We start from the raw sequence: 25,479 nt of genomic DNA, 5'->3' as shown, positions 1-25,479 counted from the left end.
TCAACAGGCCGTCAACCCATGCTTTGCTCCGCACTTTGGTCGTGAAGGGAAAACAGACGCATGACGGCGCGGCAGGAACGCGAGATCATTCTGCGGGTGGCGGCGGTGTTTCGTGTGGGTCTTGGGCGTGATCCTGAGCCGCAAGCGCTTGCGCATTTTACACATCGTCTGAAGTCTCTGCCGGGGGGCGGCCAGGATGAGAAAGGATTGGCGCAACTCGCGGAATGGGTCGTGGCCTCACCGGAGTTTCGGGCGCGTCATGAGGGAACAGATGTCCTCGCGTCGGAATGGGGGCCGGCGGTGTTCAGAGCGGCGACGGGCCGTTTTCCTGTGGCTGAGGAGTACCGGGATTTGCGTGCGTGCATCTCGCCTTCCGCAATCGTCGCGTATGTGGCGGCACGGTCCGAACTGCGTGAAGATATCGATGTCTTTCGGCTTCGTTATTCCTTGGGAGCGCCCCCATGGGACGATGGTGCGTATGCACTGTGGACGTTGCAGCACGCGACTCTGCCGCTTTGCTCCTGCGTGGTGAGACCGGAAATTACGGTGGATCTCTGCCTGAGCGTGCAACCGGGAGAAGAGGCGGCAGCACGGGCAACGCTGGCATCTCTTGCGACAAATTCGGACGTTGGGTGGACACTGTATCTCGTGGGCTCGTTTGCCGTTCTGGCGGCATTGGAGTGGGAATCTGTCGCGTCATGCGGACAAGGGCGCATCGTTCCGATTCTGCCTGACGTGGCTTCGCTCTGTCCCGGTGAGGCGCCTTTTTTCGGGTGGCTGGAAGCGGGTGACCGGCTTGCGGATGGGGCGCTGTCCCGGATCGTGGACGCACTGGCGGCGCATCCACAGGCCGTATTCCTTTTTGCCGATGACGATCGGATCGATGCGATGGGAGACCGTGGGGACGCGCGGCTACATTCCGGGTGGAGCATGGATCAGTTGCTTGTGGGAGAGGCGACGGATGGCTTCTGTCTTTTTTCTCGAACACGTCTGGACGAATTGAGACAGGAGGATTGGCTTTCTGTCGCCTCGGAAGGTGACATGGCGGCAAAGCGACTGCGGCTGGCGCTGGCTGTCACGGAAGAAATCGCACCTGAACGGATCGTCCATTTTCCCGGCGTGGCCTGTCATCGCGCGTCGGACAGGAGAGGGTTGGGCACGGAGCAGGAAATGCATCTGGTGCGGCGGTATCTGGCGTCTCACCGGCCCGAACTGCGGCTGGAGCAGGCGCGGCTTGTCGGGGGACGGGCAGAGCATCCGCGTGTGATCTATCCATTGCCGACACGCAGGCCGCATGTGTCCATCATTGTTCCGACACGTGATCGTGCCGAGTATCTGCGCACGTGTCTGCAGGATGTGCTGCATGAGACGGCTTGGGAAGAACTGGATGTTCTAGTGCTCGACAACGGCAGCCGGGAAGACGAGATGCTCCGCCTTCTGGACGATGTGGCACGTGATCCACGCGTGCGGGTGCTGACATGCGATGAACCGTTCAACTGGTCACGCCTGAACAACGCAGGCGTGGCGGCGACACGGGGTGAACTGGTCCTGCTGCTCAACGACGATGTGGCCATCCGTCACCCGGACTGGCTGGAGGAGATGGTGCGTCAGGCGCTGCGTCCCGGTGTGGGGATCGTGGGCGCGCGACTGCTCTATCCTGATGACACGATCCAGCACGCGGGCGTTGCGCTGTCAGAAGACGGTGCTGCGCATCTTCTTCGGGGGGCTGCGGCGGATGATGCGGGTTATCTGGGGCAGCTTGCGCGACAACGCGATCTCATGGCGGTGACGGGGGCGTGCCTGATGGTGCATCGGGATGCACTCGAGCAGGTCGGTGGACTGGATGAGGAGTTGGAGGTGGCATGCAACGACATCGATCTTTGTCTGCGCGTTATCGCGGCAGGCCGACGCGTGGTGTGGACGCCGTTTGCCACACTCACGCATGTCGATGGCGGCACACGAGGCACCACGCAGACACCGGAGACGATTGTGCGGCACTGGCGCGAGACGGCGCGGCTTGTCGGGCGGTGGGGCGCATGGATGCGGCGTGATGCGGTGGTATCGCCCTTCCTGCGCGTGACGGAACACTCTCTGCTTTTGCGTGAGAATGAATGAGGCGGATGGTTGCGGCGGGTGCGGCGTGCGAGAACCATCTGGTGATGGTTTTGCTCTAGGATGCGCCGCACCGACCATGGAACGAGAACGATGCCCGAGATGACTGCTCCGAACCTGAACGCAGATGCAACCGCTGCCGTGCGCGATGATCGCGGCTTCATGACGGATTATCTCCGGCAGTCTGCCGAAGCCATGGCGGCGTTTGCGCAGGATGCGGCCGCGCAGGAGGTCATGCTGGATATGACCGCGCGGATCGTGGCCGCGCTGGAGGCTGGAGGGCGGCTGCTGATCGCCGGCAATGGGGGAAGTGCGGCGGACGCGCAGCACATCGCGGGCGAGTTTACGGCGCGGCTGATGTATGACCGGCGTCCGTTGAGCGCAGTGGCGCTGACGACCGACACTTCCAGCCTGACAGCCATTGGCAACGATTACGGCTTTGTCGATATTTTCTCGCGGCAGGTGCTGGCGCTTGGACGTCCCGGCGACGTATTCCTTGGTATCACCACCTCAGGAACATCCCCCAATATCCTGCGCGCTTTCGAGGTGGCGCGAGAGGCAGGGCTGGTGGCGGCGGCCTTCACCGGACATGCGGGCGTGCGGGGTTCCCCATGCGATGTGACGCTGGCCGTCCCTTCCGTGTGGACGCCGGTCATCCAGCAGCTTCACATCACGGCGGCGCATATCGTGTGCGGGCTGGTGGAGCGCGCGTTGTGCCCGCGTTCCAGCTAGATCGAACATGACGGGCGAGAGTGGCTTTGCCCTGTCCCCGGTCGATCCGGAGGTGGAAAAGGCGTTTCTGGAGCGGCGTCTGCTGGGCCTGTTGCGTGAGGTCGAAGGATTGAAGGGCCACGCGCACGGGCTTGAGGAGCAGATGGCGCGGCTGGAACGCGAATTGAGGGCGGCACGTGCGGCTCTTGAGGAAGAGCGCACGCGCCCACTCGCCATCACATTGCTGCGCCGCATACGGAGGCGAGCGGGGCGCGTGGTGGGACGCCTCAGAGGGGGGTGAGAATGTGGACTTCCAGTGGCGCGCCCAGAAGCGGCTCGATGATGGCGGCCATCTTCTTGAAGTGCGGGGTCTCCATGTGCGCGGCGAGTGCCTCACGGCTGACCCAGCGCTCAATGAAGATGAATGTGTTGGGATCGTCGAGATCGCGGTGTGGCGTATAGAACAGGTTCGTTGCCTCTGTGCGTGAAGGCGCTTCGCAGGCCTTCATGGCTGCGGCCACGGCTTCGGCCTGACCGGGTTTTGCCTTCACGATTGCAACAACTTCGATCTGTGACATGGGCTGTTCTCCCTCTGGCGCGTGTTTTCGGCGTCGTTTGCGCTCAAAAATGACGGTGTAACGGCGGCCCACTGTGTACCCGACGAAACGGTCTGCCAAGAAGCCGCGCCTTATAGGCGTTGGGTCGTGGGGCACGTATGATCTGAAGTCATCGCTGGGGACAATACGGGATTCTGGCGGTGAGCAGATGCAAGGGAGGGCCCATGGCCACATCACGTAACGGAACAGCTTCATGAGTCAGGACGCGGCCTGTCTGGTCTTTCTCGTGTTCTGCGGTGGCATGGCGGCGCAATGGGTGGCGTGGAAGTTTCATCTCCCCGCCATCGTGCTGTTGTTTGGTCTGGGGCTTCTGCTTGGGCCGGGCTTGGGCGTCCTTCATCCCGATGAGTTGATCGGTCCGCTGTTTCATCCGGTCGTCTCGCTTGCGGTGGCGCTGATTGTGTTCGAGGGCGGACTAGCACTCGATTTTCGCCAGCTTGGGGAGGCGGGCGAGGGGGTTCTGCGGCTCACGCTGGTGGCGCTGCCCATCAACTGGGTGTTGGGTTCGGCGGCGGCGCATTACGTGGGTGGACTGACATGGGGGCCGTCATTCCTGTTCGGCTCCATCGTCGTGGTGACGGGACCGACGGTGGTGCTGCCGCTGCTGCGACAGGCCAAATTGCGGCCTCGGATTGCGGCCTTCCTGCGATGGGAAGCCATCGTGAACGATCCGATCGGCGCGATTCTGGCTACGCTGGTGCTCGAAGTTCTGTTGATGCGGCCGAGCGAGGACACCTCTGTCCATTTCGTCAGCATCTTCCTGCATGTGGTCATCAGTCTGGTGGTGGCCATCGGTCTTGGAGTGGGCGGCGGCTGGAGCGTGCGCGAATTATTCGTGCGCGATCTCATGCCCGAGACGCTCAAGATGCCGCTCCTTCTTACGATGGCGCTGGCGATGTACGGCCTCGGTTCCCTGTTCATGGACGGCGCGGGGCTGGCGGCGGCGACGGTGTTCGGCATGGCGCTGGCGAACATGAAGGTGCCGGGGCTGAATGAGTTGCAGCGAATGAAAGAGAGCCTCGTGGTGCTCATCGTCTCGCTCCTGTTCATCCTGCTGACGGCGGATCTGCATCGGGTCGTGCTGGAGCGACTGTCATGGTCGATCTTCGCGCTCACCTGTGCGGTGACCTTCCTTGTCCGCCCTCTTGGCATTTACCTTGCCACGCTCCGCAGCGGTCTGAGCACGGGCGAGCGCATCTTCGTGGGCTGGATCGCGCCACGCGGCATCGTGGCGGCGGCCGTGGCCGGTGTATCGGGCATCCGCCTGACGGAAGGGGGATTTGCCGACGCGGAATTCGTCATGCCGGCCGTGTTCGCGGTTATCGCGGCGACCATGCTTTTGCATGGATTCTCGTTGCGGCCTCTCGCCCGGAAACTGCATCTGACGCTTTCCAACGTACCGGCTCTGGCGATCGTGGGCGCCAGCCCGTGGTCACGCGATCTGGCGGTGGTCACGCAGAAAGCCGGGACGCCTGTGACGGTGGTGGACACGTCGGCCCGGGCGCTGGTTCCGGCCAAGCGGGCAGGCGTGGCCGTGCTGCATGCTGAGATGCTGTCGGAGGCCGGTGCGGAAAGTCTGGAAGAACTTCCGGCGGATTATCTGATTACCGTAACACCCGATGCCATCTACAACGGCATGGTCTGCGCACATCTCATGCCGCATTTCGGGCGGGCGCGGGTGTATCAGGTCAGCCCCGGCATCAAACGTCTGGATGAATATCGGGGTCTCAGCCGGGATGCGCGCGGCAAGGTGCTGGGCGAACCGGCGTGGAATTTCACGTTGTTGGACACTCTCTGGCAGGACGGCTGGCGCTTTCGCGCCGAGCCTGTGACGGAGGCCAACATGGCGGTGCTGGCTCAGGCTTCCGATGAACGTCTGGACTTTCTCGTTCTCAAACCCGGCTCGGGGTTCAGTATCCGCTCAGTGGAAGACGGTCCTTCTGCATCTCTGACGGAGGGAGATGTGCTGGTGTCCTTCATGCCCCCGGCGGTTGCACCGTGATGGAGGCAAGTCCCATGGCGAGCACCAGCCGCAGATCCGGCTCCGTCAGAGCGATGCAGCCCTCCGTCGGTTTGCGGTCGGGTGACTGGAGGTGAAGGAAGATCGCCGACCCGCGTCCCGGCACAGGTGGGGCGTCGTTGTATCCCAACACGCCCACGAGGTCGTAGAGGTGGTCCTCGCGCCATAAATCTTCATGACGGGCTGGGTGGGGAAGCGCGATCTGCCGGTTGTAATCGGGAGATGTCGGATCGTCGCACCAGCCATCGTGTCGGCCGATGGGTTCAAGCAGAAGGGGGCGCCCGTCCGGTGTGACAGCGCCCATCTCCGGGCGACTGGTACGATCCGCGCGATAGAGCACCTTGCGCAGGGCAAGCAGGCCCACGGGGGTTGCATGATCGCCTTCCTGCTTGTGCAGAGTGACGCCTGCGGCCCCGATCACGGCGGGGAGAATCCGATCCGCGCAATGCAGTCGTGCAGTGCTGCCGCTTTCGGGGATGAGAGTCGCATGTATCATAAGGGAATGATCCGGGCTTTTCTGGGCGATGTTATTCCCGGAAATGTCCGGCCTCCGACGCGCAGAGGCGGAGGAAGACGGTTTGCCGGGAACAAGGCTGATCGCTTTGCAGGCGGAATGGTGGCGGACGGAAATGGCGTTGTCATCCGTTTCGTGCCAGTCTGTCACGACACCGTGATAGGGTGTTGAAGGGCGGTTGTCTGCTGTTTGGTGCGGCAGGGCAACCAGATGCTCTTGTCGCGGGGAAGCAGGGCGCTTAGGTGGGTCCCAAGAAGAAAGAGGTACCGAATGTCGGGCGCACGTCCAATTCTGATCGTCGATGATGACCAGACGCTACGGCAGATGCTTGTCGAGCAGCTCCAGGTCGATGGTGAATTTCAGGCTGTGGAAGCCGCGTCCGTAGCGGAAGCGTGGGAGGCGATCAGAGCTCCCGACTCCCGCTTCGATGCGATCATTCTGGACGTTACCCTGCCGGATGGTGACGGTCGTGACTTCTGCATGGAGTTGCGGCGCGAGGGCATCCGCATGCCCATCATCATGCTGACCGGATCGGACGATGAGGCGGACGTTGTGCGTGGGCTTGATGCCGGTGCGAACGATTACGTCGCCAAGCCGTTCCGCATTGCCGAGTTGCTGGCCCGCCTGCGTGCGCAGCTTCGTATTTTCGAGAACAGCGAGGACGCGGTCTTCACGGTGGGGCCTTACACGTTCCGTCCCTCCGCCAAGCTGCTGGTCGAGACGGCCCGTAACCGCCGTATTCGCCTGACGGAGAAAGAAGCGGCGATTCTCAAGTTCCTCTATCGCGCGGGCACCCGTCCGGTGCCGCGTCAGGTGCTGCTCAACGAGGTGTGGGGCTACAACGCTGCCGTCACCACACATACGCTTGAGACGCACATTTATCGCCTGCGTCAGAAGATCGAGCCCGATCCGTCCAATGCCACGTTGCTGATTACGGAAGGCGGTGGTTACCGTCTCGATCCTGAAGGTGGCGTGCCACCAGCAGTGTGAGAGCGAAAGTTTTTGCATGTCAGCTGTCCTTCCGAAAGGAAGGGCGGTTTTTTTATGTTGTCTGCACGTTTTCTGTCGTCTGAAAAGCTGGTCTGTTGTCGGGTAAGATTGAAGTGACGACGGGGATGCACGCCTATGCCACATATCATCAGCGGTCGGCTCCGACAGGATACTGTCACGCCGGAATATTCGCGCCGAACATTCGGCCAGCTTGCTGGTCTGTTCAGTGTGGGCGCATCCTTTTCCAGTCTCGTGCCGTCAGCCCACGCACAGACACCTCCTTCGCCGACCGACTCTGTTTTCCTGGACAAGAATGAATACTGGACCGGGCCATTTCCGCAGGCAGTTCAGGTGGCGCAGCAGGAAATCCTTCAGGGCAACCGTTACGATCCGGGTCATGTACATGAGGCGTTTCTGAAAACTGTAGCCGTGACCGAACGGGTGCCGTTGGATCATGCTCTTGTCTGGCAGGGGTCGATGGACCCTCTCATCCGCAGTGTGGCATCGTTCGCCTCACCACAGCGCGGATTGGTGACGGTCGATCCCACCTTTGAAGTGCCGTGGGCGGTGGCGAAATATCTCAACATACCGGTGCAGCGCGTGCCGCTGACGGCAGAGGGACGTTATGCGACGCGTGCGAGGAGTTTGCTGACGGCCAATCCGCAGGCTGGCCTCTATTATATATGTTCGCCCAATAACCCGACGGGAACGCCGACACCTCTCGATGAGATCAGGTGGCTTCTGGAGCATAAACCTGTCGATGCGGTCGTTCTGGTGGATGAGGCTTATATCCATTTTTCCGAAAATCCGAGCGCGTTTCCATTACTCAAGGATCGTAAGGATCTGCTGATTCTCAGAACGTTTTCCAAATTGTTCGGCATGGCCGGATTGCGGGTGGGACTGAGTTTCGCGCATCCGGAGTTGCACAGCCGCATGATGCGCTACGATGGGGAGACCGCCACCAAACTGATCAATGTCGCTGCGCTGGCGGGTGCACGGGAAAGTCTTCTGTCACCGGAGAAGATACGACAGCGGCGCGAGGACATGGCGTCGGTGCGCCGGGAGGTGGAAGCGCATCTGACGAAACGTCGCATCGCGTTTGTCCCCGGCAGTGTGGCCAACATGATCATGGTGGATTGGGGCCATCCCGCAAAGAATGTCGCGGCAGCTTTTGCGAAGGAGGGCGTCATCATCGGTCGCAACTGGCCGATCTGGCCGAATGTGTCGCGCATCACTCTCGGGTCACGTGAGGAGATGCAGGTGTTCTTTCAACAGGTGGACCGGTTGTTTCCTGCGTGAAGTCAAAAGAGGGAGCATTACGGCTCCCTCCAAGGTTGGATCAGGCGTGGTTTTGGCTGTAGATACCGCGTGGCAATCCACCTTCAATGCGCTTATCCCAGTAGGACCAGAGAAAAGCCACATCTTCCAATGGAACGAACGTGATGTCGTGAGCATCTGGGAAAGCCTCTTCTGCTTTCTTAAGAACATCTTTTCGTACAAAGCCGAGAAAACGAGGCGGCTTGTCGAAGGACGCAGTGATGGCTGTTTGTTCCAGTTTGCGAAGAATGGGCTGATACCAACGCGTTTCACGTTCTCTAATATTTTTTAGAAGCGTGTTGATGTTCGCGTTTGCTGTTACTTCTACAACAATAATTTCTTTATTTTCGAGGTCAAGAGCCACGAAATCCGGACAAGTGCCGCCCTCTTGACGCTCCTTGTCGTATGCAATGGCAAATTGTGGTGCAATAAAGACCTTGCCGTCTAGCGTAAGGTAGGTAGCGACGTTGCTTTCCCAATCGCACATAATCAAAAGCTCCTGTTGAATTTACGCGCCCAGATTGATCATCACCGGCACATGGTCCGAGGGAGAGGCCCAGTCTCGCGTCTCACGGATCACCTGCATGCCGTGCAGTGACGCGACGAGATCGGGCGTGATCCACACATGGTCCAGCCGCCGCCCGCGGTTGGACGCGCTCCAGTCGCGGTTGCGGTAGGACCACCACGTATAGAGTTTCTCATCCGACGGGATGAAGTGGCGCATGGCGTCCACAAAGCCGGTGTTCAGCCATGCATTCAGACGTGTCGTTTCGGGCGGTGTGTGGCTGACGACCTTGAGGAGCTGTTTGTGGCTCCACACGTCATTTTCCAGCGGGGCAATGTTGAGGTCGCCCACGATGACCGTTCGGGCGAGGTGGTGTGTTTCGAACCACGCCGTCACCTGATCCACAAAGGCCAGCTTGTGGGCGTATTTGGGGTTTTCGTCCTCGTCGGGAATATCACCACCTGCCGGGACATAAAAATTATGAATCTCGACAGGACCGTCTTCGCCCTCGATGCGGGCGGCAGCGTGACGGCAGTCACCTTTCTCGCACCAGTCCGGCGTGTCCAGAACCGGCTCCAGCGCCTGTCGGGCGAGGATGGCCACGCCGTTATAACCCTTCATGCCGCGCCGGACCTGATGCGGATAGCCCAGTTCCTTCAGAGCTTCGTGAGGGAACAGAGGGTCGGGCACCTTCGTTTCCTGAAGGCAGATCACGTCCGGCCGCAATTGCCGGTCGAGTTCGGCCAGCAGCGGCAGACGAAGGCGGAGGGAGTTGATGTTCCAGGTCACGATGCGCATGGGGCGGCGTTGATCGCTCAAACGGGGCCGGGGGGCAAGGGTGATTCCGTCACCTCTGGCCAGCGTCACATGCGTCGGGGCAAGGTGCGGAACTTAGCCCATGTTGCGGGCGCGCCCTTGCAAACCTTCTCGCCGGATACGATTTCCCAGTCATGACCTCTTTTTGCTCTCCCGCGCCCGTCACCGAGGACGTGCTCGCCCTGCATCGTTCGCTGCTCACGCTGGACAGCCACATCGATATCCCGTGGCCGGATCGTGACGATGCGTTTCTCGATACGACAGATCGCTTTGTCGATTTTCCCAAGATGAAGCGGGGTCATCTCTCGGCAGGCTGCTTCGTGGCGTACATCCCGCAGGGGAAGGTCGATGCTCAGGGTCATGCGGCGGCACAGGAGCAAACGCTGGCCATGCTGGATGCCATCAACCGCATGCAGGGCACGCGCAATGGCATCACGGTCCGCGTGTGTCCGACAGTGGATGAGATTGAGGCGGCCTATCGGGATGGGGTGCTTGCGGTCGTGCCGGGTGTGGAGAACGGCTACGGCATGGGCGATGATATCGGGATGCTGGCGCAATTCCGTGCCCTCGGCGCGCGCTATGTGACGCTCACCCATAATGGTCACAACGCACTGGCCGATTCCGGGCAACCGAGCCGTGTTCTGGGTGACGCCGAAGCACGGCATGGCGGCCTGTCGGCGCTGGGGCGCGAGGCGATTGCCGAGATGAACCGGTTGGGGCTGCTGGTGGACGTGTCGCACACGGCCCGCGCGACCATGTTGCAGGCGGTCGAGGTGTCATCCGTGCCGGTGGTGGCGACACATGCCTGCGTGCGGGCGTTGTGCGATCACCCCCGCAATCTGGACGATGTGCAGCTTGATGCGCTCAAGGCCAGTGGCGGTCTGATCCAGATTACGGCGATCGGCGGCTTCCTGCGTCCACGGTCCGAGCTTCAGGGGCGCAGGGCGACGGTGGCGGATTACATGGATCATCTCGATTATGTGGTGAAGCGGCTTGGGCCGGAATATGTGGGGATTTCATCGGATTTCGATGGTGGCGGTCAGCTCGATGGCTGGGCGAATGCGGCGGAGTCGCCCGCTCTCACGGCTGAATTGATGCGTCGTGGATATGACCGGAGCGAGATCGCGGCCTTCTGGGGCGGCAACTTCCGACGTCTTCTGCGCAAGGGCGAGGAGGCTGCGGAGAAAGGTCTCTGAAAGGGTGGATTCGCGGCATGGAACAAAGCGGGACCGTGCCCGGTCAAGGACGTTCGACTGTATTCGGTGAATTTTGTCCACGTCCGGGATTGACTCGGGTTGTTTCAATGCGTTTCCAGCGATTCGAGGGGTGTCTTTTGGATGTCAGCCTTCAAAACAAAACAAAATCAATAGGTTGATTGGTCTGATTAAATTTTATGCAATCCAGTGTTCGAGGCAGAAAACCAAGGGGTCCATCAATCTGTCATCTTATCTCCCACAGACTTATCCACAGCTTCGGTGGATGAATGGCCATGACTGAGGAAACCCTTGGAGGAACGGGCGAAAAATCCGTGCAGCCTGATCCCGCGACTCCTGTAACGGGGGTTGAGGTCATTCACGCCGCTCTCAAGACCATGCCGCTTTCGCCGGGTGTCTATCGGATGCTCGGCGCGAAGGGGGAGGTGCTTTATGTCGGCAAGGCGCGCGCGCTCAAAAAGCGCGTGACGTCCTACACGCACGTCTCGCGCCTGCCGGAGCGGCTGCGGCGAATGGTGTCCGAGACGGCGTCGATGGAGATCGTCACGACGCACACCGAGGCCGAAGCCCTGCTGCTTGAGGCCAACTACATCAAGCGCATGAAGCCGCGCTTCAACATTCTGCTGCGCGACGACAAGAGTTACCCGTGGCTGATGCTGAGCGAGCAGCACCCATTTCCACAACTCGCCAAGCATCGCGGCAAGATGGAGAAAGGGGCGAGCTATTGGGGACCGTTTGCCTCGGCTTGGGCGGTGAACCAGACCATCACCATCCTCCAGCGGGTCTTTCGGCTGCGGACCTGCGCGGACTCGGTCTTCTCCTCCCGCACGCGGCCCTGTCTGCTGTTCCAGATCAAGCGGTGCTGCGCGCCGTGCGTGGATCGGATCAGCGAGGAGGACTACGCGCGACTTGTGAAGGAGGCGAAGGAGTTTCTCTCAGGTGAAGACAATGCCCTGAAGGCTCGCTTTGCTCAGGAAATGGAAGAGGCGGCCGCCACGCTGGACTATGAGAAAGCGGCGGTTCTGCGTGACCGGATTCGCGCGCTGGCTTCCATGCAGGATTCGAGCGTCATCAATCCATCCTCCATCCGCGACGGTGATGTCATCGCTGTCTGGCAGCAGGCGGGACAGGCCTGCATTCAGGTGTTTTTCATCCGGGGTGGGCGAAACAACGGCAACCGTTCGTTCTTCCCGGTCCACACAAAGGATGAGAGTGAAGGCGATATTCTCGCGGCGTTTCTCGCGCAGTTCTATGACGACAAGCCGCCGCCAGCGCTGTTGCTGGTCAATCGGGACGTGCCCGAAGCGGCCCTGCTGGCCGAGGCTCTCTCCATCCGACGCGGACACAAGGTGGAGATCCTGCGCCCCCAGCGTGGCGAGCGGCGCGACGTGGTCGAACATGCCGAAACAAATGCCCGCGATGCGCTGGAACGCAAGCTGGCCGAGAGTGCTGGGCAGGCAAAGCTTCTGGAAGGTGTCGCGCGGGTCTTCGGGCTGGACGCACCGCCTCAGCGGATCGAAACCTACGATAACAGCCACATCATGGGCACCAGCCCGTATGGTGTGATGATCGTGGGCGGGCCGGAAGGCTTCGATCGTCGCTCGTACCGGAAATACGCCATCAAGGGACCGATCACGCCGGGCGATGACTTTGCCATGATGCGCGAGGTGCTTGAGCGGCGTTTCGGGCGGGCGCTGAAAGAGGCGGCGGAGGAAGGTGTGGCGCGTTCGGCGGACTGGCCCGATGTGCTGTTGATCGATGGAGGCGCGGGGCAGTTCTCCGCCGTGCGCGAGGTGCTCGATTCGCTGGGTGTGCAGGATGTGAAGCTGGTGGCCATTGCCAAGGGACCGGATCGCGACGCTGGGCGGGAGTGGTTTCATACGGGCGATGCGCCGCCATTCCAGTTGGAGCCGCGCGATCCGGTGCTCTACTACCTCCAGCGTCTGCGCGATGAGGCGCACCGTTTCGCCATCACCACCCACCGGGCCGGACGCTCGAAAAAACTGGTGAAGTCAGAACTCGATGAGATTTCCGGTGTGGGACCGGCCCGCAAACGGGCGCTGTTGAACCACTTCGGTTCAGCACGTGGGGTAAGTCAGGCGGGGCTTGCGGAACTGGAGGCGGCGCCGGGCATTAACCGTGAGACGGCGCGCACGATCTATGGACACTTCCATCCGGATTGGGCGCCATCGTGAGGCGCGCGTATTGCGTCACGCGATTGCCATTGCATAGGACGCATTTCTCGGGGCAGAGCCGTTTCGGTTCGTCTGCAAGTGGAGTAACGTGCGGAGAATGATAACCGATCTGCCGAACCTCCTGACTCTGTCGCGGATCGTCGCGATCCCGGTGCTGGTGGCTCTTGTGGCCATGAATCGGCCGGAAGCGTCGGCTGCGGCGTGTCTGCTGTTCATCGCTGCGGCGGTGACAGACTGGTTCGATGGGCATCTGGCCCGTTCGCGCAAGCTTCAGTCCGATCTCGGGCGTATGCTGGACCCCATTGCCGACAAGTTGCTGGTGGGCGCATCGCTCATGACACTGGCGGGTCTGGGGGGACTTTCCCAGTTCGGCGCATTGTGGCCGGCCATTGTCATTCTTTGTCGCGAAATACTTGTCAGCGGTTTGCGGGAGTATCTGGCGGGCACGCGGGCCAGTCTGCCGGTCACACGGCTGGCCAAGTGGAAGACCGGTTTTCAGATGACAGCCATCGGTTTTCTGCTGGCGGGGGACAGCACGGGCGTGCTGCTCCATATGCCGTGGCTGCCGGTCACCCTCATGGGATCGCTGATGCTGTGGATTGCCGCCGTGCTGACATTGATCACGGGGTGGGATTATCTCATGGCGGGGCTGCGACATGTGGAGCGGCCCGCGGGAGCTTCCAACGGTGGGTCCGTGGGCTGAGTTCCCCTGTGAGCAGGCGTGCCGGATATGCGACACTGTTGCGAAAAGGCGCCTCATAACCGCATGGTGGGTAAGTGGTAATTTACCTGAGACGGTCATCCTTGTATCAGGTGTGAGCAAACAGGGCGGCGGTGGTGCCGCGCGTCAGTCATCTGGACGAGGTACGACCTTATGCGGAGAGCCGCTCTCGTAGCGACATTACTGGTTCTGAGCGGCTGCTCCGGCTTTGATAAATGGCTGACCGACACGGCAACCCTGCCGGGAGAGAACCCCAACACGCCAGCGGGTACTTCGGAGACGATCCGTCGTGTTCGCGGCCAGTCCTTCGCGGAGGCTCCCATCCTGCCGGATGGCGGCAACATCTGGCCGGGTGCGCCCAAGCCGCTGCCGTCTCTTTCCGATGTCGCGTCCGATCATGATACGGTGGCGGGGATGGACGGTCAGAAGGGGGAACTGCCCGATGGCGGTCATCTCTCTCTGGGCGAGGACGTGGACGATTCCTTCTCCGGGAAAGGGGCTACGGCTTCTCTGCCGAGTGTGGAACCCGATGTGGCCGGAAAATATGGAGCGGGTGCGAAATCACCCAATTCCACCATCGAAATTCCGAATGGCGATGGCACGACAACGGTCATTCATCCCGATGGTTCGATCAGCACTGTAAAGAGTTCAACGCTGCATCATGACAGAGGGGCCGTGGGCAACGGGTCCGTTGACAAGGCCGTCAAACATTCGGCGACGACGCCCGGTTCCGGTCAGACCGAAATGGTGGTGCCTGTCACGCCGCTTGTGCCGGGTGAGACAACGGTGACGCCGCCGCCTCAATAAGAGGGACGTATGCGGAAGGGAGCGACATGAGCGCAGATGTTACTGTTCTTTATTTCGCAGCCCTGCGTGAACGTATGGGGCGTTCCCGCGACATTCTGACTCTGTCGGAAAATACGCGGACAGTGGGCGCTCTTCTTATGGAACGCCGTAAAGTGGACCCGACACTGGATGCAGCACTTTCTGGACCCGGAACCTTGCGGGTGGCGGTCAATCGTCAATTGTCCGATCTGAGCGCTCCAGTGCAGGCCGGAGATGAGGTGGCGGTTTTCCCTCCTATGACGGGGGGGTGAGCGCACCATGCCCTTGATCAGAATTGTGGTGGGTGAGTCTGCCTTTGACATGGGGAAAGAGACCGCGCGCCTGCTGACGGAAAGTGACGGTGTGGGTGGTGTCGGCTCGTTTCTGGGGGTGGTTCGTGGCGGTAATGGTCTCGTGGCGCTCACATTGGAACACTATCCGGGTATGTGCGAAGACGTGCTGACGGCACTCGCCCAAGAAGCCGTGGCCCGGTTTTCACTTGCCGGATGCATCGTCATTCACCGGGTCGGGCGTCTGGTGGTGGGTGAGCCGATTGTGCTGGTGTTGACGGCGGCGGCACATCGGGCGGCAGCGCTCAATGGCACCCGTTTCCTGATCGATCGTCTCAAGACGGGCGCGCCTTTCTGGAAGATGGAAGAGTTTGCGGATGGACGGCGCGTTTGGGTGGAAAGCCGCGCCGAAGATGAGGTTGCCGCCGCTAACTGGTGAGCCGATCGTTCCGATACGCTGATCCGTATTGGCTGCTGGTTCTCTGCGGACGTTGCCGGAACCCGACTGTTCATGAATTGTTATGTTTGGAAAAGCGGAATAACGGTCGCGCGATCCTGCTCATGTCCGTTCTTGCCGCCCGGAGGCAAAGATGACGGGAATCGTCTATCGCAACGGCATGTTTTTCGATGGTACGGGGCGTCTGCCGGTCGTTGCCGATGTGGCTGTGAAAGAGGGTCGGATTTCTGCCATCGGTCCGCATTTGGACGTTGGTCCTGACACACAGGAAATAGAATGTCAGGGTCAGTGGGTCATGCCGGGGATGCTCGACATTCACACCCATCTCGATCTGGAAGTGGAACTTGCACCGGAATTACCTGAAGTGGTGCGTCACGGCACCACGACGGTCATCATGAGCAACTGTTCCATCGGCGTGACTTATGGGCATCAACGTCGCGACGGGGAAGATCCCATCGTGGATTGTTTTGCCCGTGTCGAGAACATGCCTAAAACTGTGCTGAAACGTGTGGCCGACACCTGTACATGGTCGAATTCGCGGGATTATCTGCAACATTTAGAGAGCCTGCCGCTCGGTCCCAATGTCGTTCCGATGATTCCCCATTCGATGCTGCGGATCGAAGTGATGGGGTTGTACGGATCCGTCAGCCGATCTCCAACCCGTAAAGAACTCGCGCGGATGGAATCCCTGCTGGAGATGGGGATGGAGGAGGGCTATGCCGGATTTTCGACTGACGCTTTGCCGTTTCATTTTCTCGCGAATGCACCGAATAAACGTAAAAGAATCCCAACACAGTATGCGGGCTTCCGTGAACTGAAACGTCTGACGGACATCGTGCGGCGTTATGACCGGTTATGGCAGGCTACGCCGCCCAAGGATGACTTTGTTGCCGCCATTCGCAGTTTTCTGCTGACCAGCGGACGGTTATACGGTCGACCGCTGCGGACGACGGTGCTGGCGGCATTGGATCTTCAGACCAACCGGACGGCCCGCCATCTGTGCATGCTGCTCTCACGTATCCTCAATTCATGTGCGTTGCAGGGGAAGTTTCGGTTTCAGGCGTTGACGGGCATATTCCGCATCTGGAGTGACGGCGCCATCAATCCTCTGGCCGATGAGATTCCGGAGTTCAGAGAACTCAATGAAATGGAATTCGAGGATCGGGAAGGACGGGCACGTATTCTGAATGATCCTGCATGGGTAAAGTCTTTTCGGCATATGTGGTTGAAAGGAAAGGCGGGTTTTTCCCTTGCGCGTCTGATGCGGGCGTTGCGTCTGGAAGATGTTGTGCTGACACGTGATCTTGCCGATATGCGTGTGGCCGGTTGTCCGCTTCCCGAATGGGTTGGGGAAACGCTGCAACAGCCCTATCGGCGACTGGTGATGTTTCAGGCGTCCAGCGGGCGGGAAGGGGCCATCAGTCCGGCAGAGAAAGATTTTTTCGCGACTTTTCCCGATCCCATAGGCGATGACGCCGCTTTTTTGATTCATCTTTTTCGGCAATGGGACACGGATTTGCGCTGGGAGACCATCATTGCCAATCGGGATGGAAAGGTTCTGCGGGATCTGTTGTTCCATGAACAGACATTGCCCGGTTTCAATGACAGTGGCGCGCATCTGGCCAATATCGGTTTTTATGATGGAAATCTGCGCGTTTTGAAGATCGCGCAGTCAGAGGGACTGGAGCGAGTGGCGCAGGCCATTCATCGTCTGACGGCGTTGCCGGCGGAGTTTCTGGGTCTGAACACAGGGCGGCTGAAGGTGGGGGCGCAGGCCGATATCTGCGTGGTCGATCCAGTGGCGCTGGAAAAATGGGATCCTGAGGCGACCTATCGTTTTGTCGAGCGTGAGCAGTTTGGGTGCAAACAGGTGATCAATCGGCCAGACAATGTGGTGCGCAATGTCATGATTGGTGGTCGCGTGGCATGGGACGGCGCGGAGTATGCGGATGAGTTTGGTCGCACGGCTTATGGACGTGTGATGAAGGGTCATAATCATCCGTCTGAACAAACATTCGCCTGAAGCGAAGATCGGTTCGCTCAGAAAGATCCATCGCGCCGGGACGGGATAGATCTTTCTGGAGTGAACTATGTTTGTCTGTTCAGGGTGTTTTAGAAGACTTAGATAGAGATCCTGATCTTTGTCTAAGCGCGGGAAGGAACGGCTCCCGACGACTCATCTCTCATTTCGTTTGGCATTATCAGTCGCGAGCACGTGTTCGATAGCGCGCGTCAGTGAGCGCAGTTCATCGGGCTGAATGGTAAAGGCCGGTGTCAGGTAAACGATATTACGGAAAGGTCGGATCCACACGCCTTCCGAGATGAAGCGCGTGCGCAGGGCCGCCGGATCGTTGATTTTGTCCATTTCCACTACGCCGATTGCACCCATCACACGCACATCTTTCACGCCGGGTAATGCGCGACAGGGTTCGAGTTGTTCATGCAAGGCGGTTTCGATGGCGGCCACCTGTTCCAGACGTGGCGTGCTTTCAAACAGATCAAGCGATGCGTTGGCGCAAGCACAGGCGAGGGGATTGGCCATGAAAGTCGGCCCATGCATCAAGGCATGTTCCGGATTATCCGAAAGAAACGCCTCATATACATGACGGCGCGCAACGGTGGCCGCCAGCGCCATGGTGCCGCCGGTCAGGGCTTTTGAGAGAGTGATGATATCTGGCACAATGCCGGCCTGTTGGCAGGCGAACATGCTGCCTGTGCGACCAAACCCCGTGAAAATCTCGTCGAGAATCAGAAGGAGGCCGTGACGGTCCGCGCTTTCGCGCAATCTGCGCAGCACGGCGGGAGAATGAAAGAGCATTCCGCCCGCGCCCTGTACGAGCGGTTCCACGATGATGGCGGTGATTTCGTGCGCGTGAGTTGTAACGAAGGCTTCGAACGCTGCCGTACTGGTCTCATCGCGGGGCAGATCCACCACATGCTGTGCAGGCATCACGCCCGCGAAAAGATGGTGCATGCCTTCTTCGGGATCGCAGATGGCCATGGTGGCCAGCGTGTCGCCATGATAGCCGCCGCGGAAGGCCAGCATTTTCACACGCCCGACCTCGCCTCGGTTGATGCGGTACTGGATCGCCATCTTCATGGCGACTTCCACGGCAACGGAGCCGGAATCCGTGTAGAACACGCGTTCCAGATCGCCCGGCAGCATGGCGGACAGACGGCTGGCCAGACGCAGCGCGGGTTCGTGCACCATGCCGCCGAACATGACATGCGGCATGGTGGCAAGCTGTGCTTCGGCATGGGCGCGAATATGGGGATGGTTGTAGCCATGGCAGGCCGTCCACCACGCGGCGACGCCATCGATTAGTTCACGGCCATCGGTGAGAGTGATGCGGCTTCCGTGCGTGGCGCTGGCCGCCAGCGGTGCGGGGGCGGTTTTCATCTGGGCGTAAGGCAGCCAGATGTGTGGCAAGCCGGCTTCATACCAATCGGGCGCGGACAAGGGGCATCTCCATCGGGGAACGCGGTGTGGGACGTCTTTCTAGCATGGATAGTGGACAGTCACGATTGACCCGATGCACGCCCTCCGGCACCACTTTCGTGTCATGCAGCAGTTCGACCTCCTTTTCCAGCAGGCCCTCGATGGGCTGGCCGCCACCCACCGCCGACGCGTGGTGCGGCCGTTCACGCCTTCGGGTGCGGATGTGCTCGTGCGCGCAGATGGAACGCGACTGATCGATTTCTCGTCCAACGATTATCTCGGTCTTTCCCGGCATCCAGTCCTGCGCACCCGTGCCATCGAGTGGACGGAGCGGTATGGCACCGGTGCCGGAGCGTCCCGGCTTGTGACTGGTACGCGTCCGCTGCATGAACAGGTGGAACAAAAGGTTGCGCGCCTCAAAGGGACGGAGGCAGCACTGTTGTTCGCCTCCGGGTGGCAGGCGAATGCCTCGCTTGTGCCGGCCTTGGCGCGATTGTCCGTGGAGCAGATGGGCGCGTCTCCTCTGGTGTTCATGGACCGGCTGAATCACGCCAGTCTGCATCAGGGATGTGCGGCGGCGGGTGTGCGGCAGATACGCTTCCGGCACAATGATCTGGAGCATCTGGAAACGCTTTTGCGCGCGCGCCTCGACCAGCCGGGGTTGCGGCTGATTCTGACGGAAAGCGTGTTCAGTATGGATGGAGATCGCGCCGATGTGCCGGGACTGGCGGCGCTGGCGGAACGATACGGCGCGTTCCTGTGTCTGGACGAGGCGCATGCGACGGGTGTTCTGGGAAAGAACGGCGCCGGATTGGCGTGTGAGGCGCCGGGCGGAGTGCATCTGGTCATGGGAACGTTCAGCAAGGCGCTGGGGGGCATGGGGGCGTACGTCGCCGGGTCCGCTCCTCTGTGTGACTGGCTGCTCAACGCGGCTTCGGGCTTCATCTATTCCACGGCGCTGCCGCCTGCCATTCTGGGGGCAGCGGATGCGGCGCTCGATTTGTTACCGTCTCTGGAAAAGGACCGCCAGCGTGTCGCCCGCTATGGAGAAATACTGCGCTCCCATCTGCAGAGTGCGGGATTCGATACGGGCGCGTCCAGCACGCAGATCGTGCCGGTCATGATAGGAGAGGCATCCGAAGCCCTGCGGATCGCAGCAGGATTGGAGGCGGAGGGTATGCTGGCCGTTGCCATCCGGCCGCCCACTGTTCCGCAGGGTGAAAGCCGCCTGCGGATCAGCCTGTCCAGCGCACACGATGAGGAAGCTGTCATCCGTCTGGCGAAGGCGATCATCCGCTTGTGCGGGAGAGCGTGATGCGGGTGGTTCTGGTGCACGGCTGGGGGTTTGATGCCACCATGTGGGGCAGGGTGCGTCAGGTTCTTTCTTGTGAACATCAGACTGTTGATCTTGGGTTTTTTGGGTCTCCCGATATGCACATGCCCACGGATGAGCCTGTTCTGGCGGTGGGACATTCTCTGGGGCTGTTGTGGTTGCTCACGCAGGCCGAACTGCCAACTGGCAGTCGGGTGATTGGGATCAACGGCTTTGCCCGTTTTTCGCAGGCACCGGATTTTCCTCAGGGCGTTGCGCCACGGGTGCTGGAGCGTATGCAGCGGGGACTGACGCGGGACACCGGTGCCGTTCTGACTCAGTTTCGGAAAAACTGTGGAAATGAAACGGCCCAGACGGAAGATGTTCTTCCAGAACATTCTCCAGATATTGAGAGGCTTTCCGAAGGATTGCGTCTGCTGCGTGAGGGTGACGCGCGCGCGCGGATAGGAAGTGTGCATGCGCTTCTGGCCAGTCGTGATGATACGATTGTTGCACCGGCCATGACAGAAGCAGGCGTGACGCCTTCGTGCATTCGATGGGAAGAGACCGGCGGACATCTCCTGCCTCTCACCGCGCCGGCCCTCTGTGCGACATTCATTTCCGATATCCTGAACGAGGCGCGTGCCGATGGTCATTCCTAACCACCACCAGACCGCGCAGGACCGTGCTCTCATCGCGCAACGATTCGATCGGGCGCAGGATTATGACGGAGCGGCAATGGTGCAGCGTGTGACCGGACGCGCTCTTATGGAGCGTATCCGTGTGGCACAGGATGGCTGTGAGGTTCGGCGTATTCTGGAGTTCGGTTGCGGCACGGGATTCTTCACATCTCTGCTCCGTGCCATATGGCCGGAGGCGGAAATTGTGGCGACCGACCTCTCGGCCGCGATGCTGCGGCGTGCGGCGGAGCGTGGTCTGCACAATGTGACATTCATCCGCATGGATGCGGCTGACCCAGACGGAAGTGCCGAAGTGACAGGGGCGTTCGACCTGATCTGTGGTAATCTGGCCGTGCAGTGGGTGGAGCCTCCAGAACAGGCTTTGGCCGCATTGGCGAAGCGATTGGCCCCGGGCGGGCTGCTGGCGGTCAGCACGCTGGCGGGGGACAGTTTCCATGAGTGGCGCGCGGCACATGACATGTCGGATTGCATCCCCGCCATCCGGCGTTATCCATCGCGTGATCAGTTGCGGAACGGTTGGCCCTGTGGTCGGCTGGCCACGCAGTGGTCGTTCGAAACGCTTGTCGAGCGCACAAATGGAGGCATGGCTTTTCTGCGGGGGCTGAAGCAGATCGGTGCGACCGAGCCGGATGCGCGCAACATCTCCGCGAACCTGTCGCCGCGCCTGTTGCGAAACGTGGTGAGGGCGTTCGATCGCACGGGAGCCGTGCTGACATGGGATCTGGCGTTTGGCCTGTTTCGTGCCCCTCCACGTGCGGGCGTGTTTGTCACGGGCACGGACACTGGTGTGGGGAAAACTTTTGTCTCCGCCTGTCTGACGCAGGCATGGGACGCTCTTTACTGGAAACCGCTCCAGACAGGACTGGCTGACGAAGCGGGCGATACGCCCGAAGTGATCCGCTTGGCAAAGGTGGGTGCGGACCGGATCGTTCCACCCGCCATGACGTTTCTCGCTCCTCTTTCCCCGGAAGCGGCGGCTGAAAAAGAAGGGCGCAGCGCCGATGTGTCGGCTTTGCGTCTGCCGATGGAGCAGTCCGAGCGGCCTCTGGTTGTGGAAGGTGCGGGCGGACTGGATGTGCCGGTGACAAAGGACACGATGATGATCGATCTGGCGGAGCGTTTCGGTCTGCCTGTGGTGCTCGTCGCGCGCAGCGGACTGGGCACGCTCAATCATACATTGCTCAGTTTGGAAGCGTTGCGGCGGCGGGGAATGGTCGTGGCGGGTGTGGTGCTCAACGGATCTCCCAACGCAGGAAATCGGGACGCGATCGAGCGGCATGGGAAGGTGCGTGTGCTGGCGGAGATCCCGGCCTTTTCCGGGGTGACGTCGGAAATTGTGGCTGATGTAGCGCGCGGTTTTCCAGCATGGTCGGCCATTGCGGGGCAAGCGCAATGACAAAGCGATCGGGGATGCTCCTTCGTCGTGCGGCATGGCTACGGAGCGAGGCGGCGGGACGTGTTCGCTCATTCGGGCAGGTGGCTTTTCTCAAGACCGCTACGCCCGCGCTTTTACGTCTGAGCATTGGGCGCTGGCCGACGGCTCAGGAGCAGGAGGCTTTTGCCAAGGGGTTCAATTCCGGTGCTTATGGGCTGCCACCTCTGTTGCGTGGTGTCGCGATGGTGGAAGCAGCGCGGCCCTATCTTGGGCGGGCGGCAATGCTGGCGGCCGATCCACAGGCGCTGGAGCGCGGACGCCTGACGCACGGCCAGATGCTGGGCGATCCTCAGCAGCATTGGACGGGCCGGAAGGTGCGTTTTCTGCATCTGGAAAAGACAGCCGGTTCCTCGCTGACCACATGGCTTGCCGCGAAGTTTCATCCGCGTCAGATCGACCCGGACCCTCATCGGAACATCCCGCCACACATTCAACCCGCGCATGACGGAGAGGGCGCCCGGCAGGCGGCTCATGCGGCCGCGTTGGTGTGGGGGCACTATGATCTGCCCGCCTTGCGGCAGATTGACGAGGGAACGGAAGTGCATCCGTTCACGTTCACCATCCTGCGTGACCCCAACGAGCGGATACTTTCGCTTTATTACTACTGGCGGGCCAACACGGTGGATAGGGCGCCGGAAGTGCAGTTTGCGCACGAGCATGGGCTGGCTGATTTTCTGGCGCATCCCACGGTCCGCGTGCGAAACTTCATTGATAATCTCTATGTCCGACGCTTGACCGGACTGTACGCGACGGAGAAATCAGACCCGCTTCGCGACGATCCGGAGCGGGCGGTTGCTTTGGCGTGCGCTGCTCTGGACAGTCTGGATTTCGTGGGCTTTGCGGATGATCTCGATGCGTCATTGCAAAGTCTGGCGCATAGGCTGGGTACGGATGCGCCTGAGCGTGCGCCGCGGGTGAACGTGCTGGAACACTCCATTCGCAACCCGGTCACACCGTTCCGTGCGGTGAAGTATGAGGCCCTGAGCGCCGATATTCTTGGCCTTCTGGACGATTTTACCTGTTATGACCGGCGTGTTTGCGAACATGCGCGTCAGCGTTTCGATGGTCCCAAGAACGCCTGAGCGCATTTTTTAACGACTGCGGGAGAGGGGTTCCGGGGTGGGAAGCACTTTCAGCTTTACGCCAAGAGACGCTTCGATATTGCGTAGAGCGCGGCGTTCCTCCGGGGCGCAGAGCGTTACCGCCCAGCCTTTGCGGCCCGCGCGTCCTGTTCGACCGATGCGGTGCAGGTAAGTATCGGCCTGTTCGGGAGGGGCCGCGTTGATGACCTGTTCCACCTGCCCGATGTCCAGTCCACGGGCGGCAATGTCCGTGGCGACAAGAATGGACGCCTTGCCGCTTGAAAAGGCCGAGATGGCGGCATTACGGGCTGGTTGTCCTAATTTGCCGTGCAGTTCCGCGACGTTGAGCTTCTGCTTGCGAAGATGGCGGGTCAGGGTGTGGACGTCGTCACGGGTGGCTACGAACACAATGGCGCTGCGGTCAGGGTGTTTGCGAAGCAGTGCTTCCAGAACAGCGGGTTTGCGCGTCTGATCGACGAAGATCATGGCTTGGCGCACCTGCGGCCGTTCTTCCTCCAGGGGTTCGATCTGCACGGGTTTATGCAGAAACGAGCGAGCGGCTTCACGGGTCTGGGGGGAGCCTGTTGCAGACACGAGGACTGTTTGTCGTTCGCGCGGAAGCAGAGCTTCGATGGCAAGCATTTCCTCGCGGAACTCGCCGGACATCAGACGGTCCCCTTCGTCCAGAACGATAAAACGGCACGACGTTGCGTCCAGACGTTCGCTGCGCAGCAGATCGAGCAGGCGACCGGGGGTGGCCACGATCAACCGTGGATCTTCGGTCGGGGGGGCGCCCTCCTGTTCGCCGCCATAGACGGCCCAGGGCAGCAACTCCTGCGAAGGAGCAAGGGTTTTCCCCATTTCGGAGACCTGCCGGGCCAGTTCGCGCGTGGGCACGATGACGAGGGCGCCTGCATTTTTCCGACGTTCGAGAAAATCGAGGACGGGAAGAAGGTAGCTTGCCGTTTTGCCTGTGCCGGTGGGGGCTAGGATTTCGGCATCTTTGCCCTCCAGAAGAAGAGGAATGGCCACCTTCTGTATGGGCGTGGGTTCTTTCAGTCCGGCCCTGCGTGTTTGCGCGATAAGCTTGGCGGACAGGCGGAACCCATCGAAGTTTTCGACGGACGAGGGAGCGGGGGCAGAAGAAGAGGCGGCCATGCGGGCTTCCTGACGAGGTCGAAACACGGGTCCGAAGCAGAGGCGGACACGATCGGATCATGAAGAAGTTCCTGCATATGCCAGAAGGGCGGGAGGGATGCCATGCGGCTTTCCCTCCATGGGGAGACACCCGCCCCGAGGCCCCATTGTTCTCCCACGCGATAGATCGGGTTCCCGGGGTGCGAAGTGTGTCCGTGTAATGGTGGTCTTCAGGCGGCCAGAGGAAGTTCTGTCCGGGCTTGGCGCCGCGTCTGGATGGCGCGCCAGCTTATGGGATGTCCAACGGCCAATGGTTCCAGCCCGGCCTGTTCCCGTACACTACTGCAAGCACGAAAATGGGTTTCTCGTTGCATTTTCTGGGAACGGCGATGGATGAAACTCCGGCTTACCCCCAATTCCTTGGCAGCATTACGGAGTGTCATCTTCTTTTTCTCAAGAAGAAAGGAAAGTTTTTCGTCCTGTTCCGAAGACCATTTCAGTGCACGAGGCATAAAATACTCTCTTTCTTGTGTGATCGTGGTGAACATCTCCATTATTGCGGTGCCTATTGAAAAACGAAGGTGATAATCCGATCGCTTGGCATGTTAAGCTTGGTGTTGCCGTAATTAGTCATAGAAATAGATTTTATGGATCGTGTTTCGACCGGATATTCAGGGATTTTGATTGGTATTTTTGTAAGAGAACTATGTCGAATAATAAGTTTTTATTTTATGTATATCGTATATAAAAAAGTACAAAATCCACAAAAGCACGCAATGTACAGCCACATTTCTCACTTCTGAAAAGGGGAGCGTGGCTGTATTCCATTGAATTGTATGGGTTAATTTTGGGTCGTCGGTTTCAGTGGTCTCAAGGGGCTGTATGGCCAGAAAAGTTTCATTGAAAAATGATGAAAAAGAACGGTTTCGTTCGTTTCATTTGATCGACATATGAAGCTTAAAGGGTGTTATGTACTTTCTGGCGTGAGTGTTGCAGAACAGATTGATGAATACTGCACGCAAACCATATCCGTCTGATATCAGCGACGAAGAATGGTCTCTGATTGTTC

Annotated in this window: 24 protein-coding genes; 17 read left to right on the top strand and 7 right to left on the bottom strand. The window is 60.1% G+C overall.

Translation table 11 applies throughout. From position 1 onward, the window contains the following. Nucleotides 1-60: 60 nt before the first annotated feature. From GOB87_RS10475 to GOB87_RS10465, 3 genes are all read left to right on the top strand, one after another. A complete protein-coding gene (locus tag GOB87_RS10475; protein WP_166316332.1) occupies nucleotides 61-2,115 on the top strand; it encodes a glycosyltransferase family 2 protein in 2,055 nt (684 codons plus the stop codon). Nucleotides 2,116-2,214: 99 nt separating this feature from the next. Then, on the top strand, nucleotides 2,215-2,844 hold the full coding sequence (locus GOB87_RS10470) for an SIS domain-containing protein (RefSeq protein WP_166316398.1): 630 nt from the start codon (nucleotides 2,215-2,217) through the stop codon (nucleotides 2,842-2,844). A gap of 7 nt (nucleotides 2,845-2,851) precedes the next feature. Then, nucleotides 2,852-3,124, top strand: a complete 273-nt coding sequence (locus GOB87_RS10465; protein WP_166316329.1) for a hypothetical protein — start codon at nucleotides 2,852-2,854, stop codon at nucleotides 3,122-3,124. Here GOB87_RS10465 and GOB87_RS10460 read toward each other — a convergent pair. Beyond that, nucleotides 3,111-3,401 (bottom strand): putative quinol monooxygenase, encoded by a 291-nt coding sequence (locus GOB87_RS10460; RefSeq protein ID WP_166316326.1) that lies wholly within the window; start codon nucleotides 3,399-3,401, stop codon nucleotides 3,111-3,113. The genes GOB87_RS10465 and GOB87_RS10460 overlap by 14 nt on opposite strands. Before the next feature lie 232 nt (nucleotides 3,402-3,633). Here GOB87_RS10460 and GOB87_RS10455 point away from each other — a divergent pair, with 232 nt between their 5' ends. Continuing rightward, a complete protein-coding gene (locus GOB87_RS10455; RefSeq protein ID WP_166316323.1) occupies nucleotides 3,634-5,442 on the top strand; it encodes a cation:proton antiporter in 1,809 nt (602 codons plus the stop codon). Here GOB87_RS10455 and GOB87_RS10450 read toward each other — a convergent pair. Further along, entirely contained in the window at nucleotides 5,417-5,956 is a 540-nt protein-coding gene (locus tag GOB87_RS10450) for a L,D-transpeptidase family protein (protein WP_166316320.1), read from the bottom strand. The genes GOB87_RS10455 and GOB87_RS10450 overlap by 26 nt on opposite strands. A gap of 288 nt (nucleotides 5,957-6,244) precedes the next feature. Here GOB87_RS10450 and GOB87_RS10445 point away from each other — a divergent pair, with 288 nt between their 5' ends. Beyond that, nucleotides 6,245-6,964 (top strand): response regulator transcription factor, encoded by a 720-nt coding sequence (locus GOB87_RS10445; RefSeq protein ID WP_166316317.1) that lies wholly within the window; start codon nucleotides 6,245-6,247, stop codon nucleotides 6,962-6,964. 135 nt (nucleotides 6,965-7,099) lie between these two features. Then, nucleotides 7,100-8,263 carry an aminotransferase class I/II-fold pyridoxal phosphate-dependent enzyme gene (locus GOB87_RS10440; RefSeq protein ID WP_166316314.1) on the top strand — a complete coding sequence of 388 codons (1,164 nt, stop codon included), beginning with the start codon at nucleotides 7,100-7,102 and terminating at the stop codon, nucleotides 8,261-8,263. A gap of 40 nt (nucleotides 8,264-8,303) precedes the next feature. Here the strand turns inward: GOB87_RS10440 and GOB87_RS10435 are convergent, their stop codons facing one another. Together GOB87_RS10435 and GOB87_RS10430 are read right to left on the bottom strand one after the other, a co-directional pair. After that, nucleotides 8,304-8,768 carry a hypothetical protein gene (locus tag GOB87_RS10435; protein ID WP_166316311.1) on the bottom strand — a complete coding sequence of 155 codons (465 nt, stop codon included), beginning with the start codon at nucleotides 8,766-8,768 and terminating at the stop codon, nucleotides 8,304-8,306. A gap of 21 nt (nucleotides 8,769-8,789) precedes the next feature. Further along, on the bottom strand, nucleotides 8,790-9,584 hold the full coding sequence (locus GOB87_RS10430; RefSeq protein ID WP_166316308.1) for an exodeoxyribonuclease III: 795 nt from the start codon (nucleotides 9,582-9,584) through the stop codon (nucleotides 8,790-8,792). 152 nt (nucleotides 9,585-9,736) lie between these two features. Here GOB87_RS10430 and GOB87_RS10425 point away from each other — a divergent pair, with 152 nt between their 5' ends. The 7 genes from GOB87_RS10425 (at nucleotide 9,737) to GOB87_RS10395 (ending at nucleotide 17,327) form a co-directional block, all read left to right on the top strand. After that, on the top strand, nucleotides 9,737-10,798 hold the full coding sequence (locus GOB87_RS10425) for a dipeptidase (protein ID WP_166316305.1): 1,062 nt from the start codon (nucleotides 9,737-9,739) through the stop codon (nucleotides 10,796-10,798). 293 nt (nucleotides 10,799-11,091) lie between these two features. Beyond that, nucleotides 11,092-13,011, top strand: coding sequence for an excinuclease ABC subunit UvrC (gene uvrC / locus GOB87_RS10420; protein WP_166316302.1), 1,920 nt, complete (start codon nucleotides 11,092-11,094; stop codon nucleotides 13,009-13,011). 97 nt (nucleotides 13,012-13,108) lie between these two features. Beyond that, nucleotides 13,109-13,714, top strand: a complete 606-nt coding sequence (gene pgsA, locus GOB87_RS10415; protein ID WP_166316299.1) for a CDP-diacylglycerol--glycerol-3-phosphate 3-phosphatidyltransferase — start codon at nucleotides 13,109-13,111, stop codon at nucleotides 13,712-13,714. A gap of 171 nt (nucleotides 13,715-13,885) precedes the next feature. Next, on the top strand, nucleotides 13,886-14,539 hold the full coding sequence (locus GOB87_RS10410; RefSeq protein ID WP_242006306.1) for a hypothetical protein: 654 nt from the start codon (nucleotides 13,886-13,888) through the stop codon (nucleotides 14,537-14,539). Between the two features lie 26 nt (nucleotides 14,540-14,565). After that, nucleotides 14,566-14,829: a molybdopterin converting factor subunit 1 gene (gene moaD, locus GOB87_RS10405; protein ID WP_166316296.1), complete on the top strand. Its 264-nt coding sequence runs from the start codon at nucleotides 14,566-14,568 to the stop codon at nucleotides 14,827-14,829. A gap of 7 nt (nucleotides 14,830-14,836) precedes the next feature. Further along, complete coding sequence (locus GOB87_RS10400) at nucleotides 14,837-15,286, top strand: molybdenum cofactor biosynthesis protein MoaE (protein WP_166316293.1); 450 nt, start codon at nucleotides 14,837-14,839, stop codon at nucleotides 15,284-15,286. 151 nt (nucleotides 15,287-15,437) lie between these two features. After that, nucleotides 15,438-17,327, top strand: coding sequence for an N-acyl-D-amino-acid deacylase family protein (locus GOB87_RS10395; RefSeq protein WP_166316290.1), 1,890 nt, complete (start codon nucleotides 15,438-15,440; stop codon nucleotides 17,325-17,327). A 153-nt stretch (nucleotides 17,328-17,480) separates the two neighbouring features. On the opposite strand, the gene GOB87_RS10390 is transcribed toward GOB87_RS10395, so the two are convergent. Continuing rightward, nucleotides 17,481-18,764: an adenosylmethionine--8-amino-7-oxononanoate transaminase gene (locus GOB87_RS10390; RefSeq protein ID WP_166316287.1), complete on the bottom strand. Its 1,284-nt coding sequence runs from the start codon at nucleotides 18,762-18,764 to the stop codon at nucleotides 17,481-17,483. A 103-nt stretch (nucleotides 18,765-18,867) separates the two neighbouring features. Here GOB87_RS10390 and bioF point away from each other — a divergent pair, with 103 nt between their 5' ends. The 4 genes from bioF to GOB87_RS10370 are packed head-to-tail and all read left to right on the top strand — an operon-like array spanning nucleotide 18,868 to nucleotide 23,273. Further along, nucleotides 18,868-20,058 carry an 8-amino-7-oxononanoate synthase gene (gene bioF / locus GOB87_RS10385; RefSeq protein ID WP_166316284.1) on the top strand — a complete coding sequence of 397 codons (1,191 nt, stop codon included), beginning with the start codon at nucleotides 18,868-18,870 and terminating at the stop codon, nucleotides 20,056-20,058. Next, nucleotides 20,058-20,717 carry an alpha/beta hydrolase family protein gene (locus tag GOB87_RS10380; protein WP_166316281.1) on the top strand — a complete coding sequence of 220 codons (660 nt, stop codon included), beginning with the start codon at nucleotides 20,058-20,060 and terminating at the stop codon, nucleotides 20,715-20,717. The genes bioF and GOB87_RS10380 overlap by 1 nt, the downstream gene beginning before the upstream one ends. Continuing rightward, nucleotides 20,704-22,152, top strand: coding sequence for a dethiobiotin synthase (gene bioD / locus GOB87_RS10375; RefSeq protein ID WP_166316278.1), 1,449 nt, complete (start codon nucleotides 20,704-20,706; stop codon nucleotides 22,150-22,152). Before GOB87_RS10380 ends, bioD begins: the two co-directional genes overlap by 14 nt. Then, complete coding sequence (locus GOB87_RS10370) at nucleotides 22,149-23,273, top strand: sulfotransferase family protein (RefSeq protein WP_166316275.1); 1,125 nt, start codon at nucleotides 22,149-22,151, stop codon at nucleotides 23,271-23,273. The genes bioD and GOB87_RS10370 overlap by 4 nt, the downstream gene beginning before the upstream one ends. 9 nt (nucleotides 23,274-23,282) lie before the next feature. Here the strand turns inward: GOB87_RS10370 and GOB87_RS10365 are convergent, their stop codons facing one another. After that, nucleotides 23,283-24,431 (bottom strand): DEAD/DEAH box helicase, encoded by a 1,149-nt coding sequence (locus GOB87_RS10365; RefSeq protein WP_166316272.1) that lies wholly within the window; start codon nucleotides 24,429-24,431, stop codon nucleotides 23,283-23,285. A gap of 209 nt (nucleotides 24,432-24,640) precedes the next feature. Further along, complete coding sequence (locus GOB87_RS10360) at nucleotides 24,641-24,964, bottom strand: hypothetical protein (RefSeq protein WP_166316269.1); 324 nt, start codon at nucleotides 24,962-24,964, stop codon at nucleotides 24,641-24,643. Between the last annotated feature and the right edge of the window lie 515 nt (nucleotides 24,965-25,479).

The sequence above is a fragment of the Acetobacter estunensis genome (assembly GCF_011516945.1).
Taxonomy (GTDB): Bacteria; Pseudomonadota; Alphaproteobacteria; order Acetobacterales; family Acetobacteraceae; genus Acetobacter; species Acetobacter estunensis.
The sequence above is the reverse complement of the archived record's forward strand: the minus strand, read 5'-3'. Positions and strand labels throughout refer to the sequence as shown.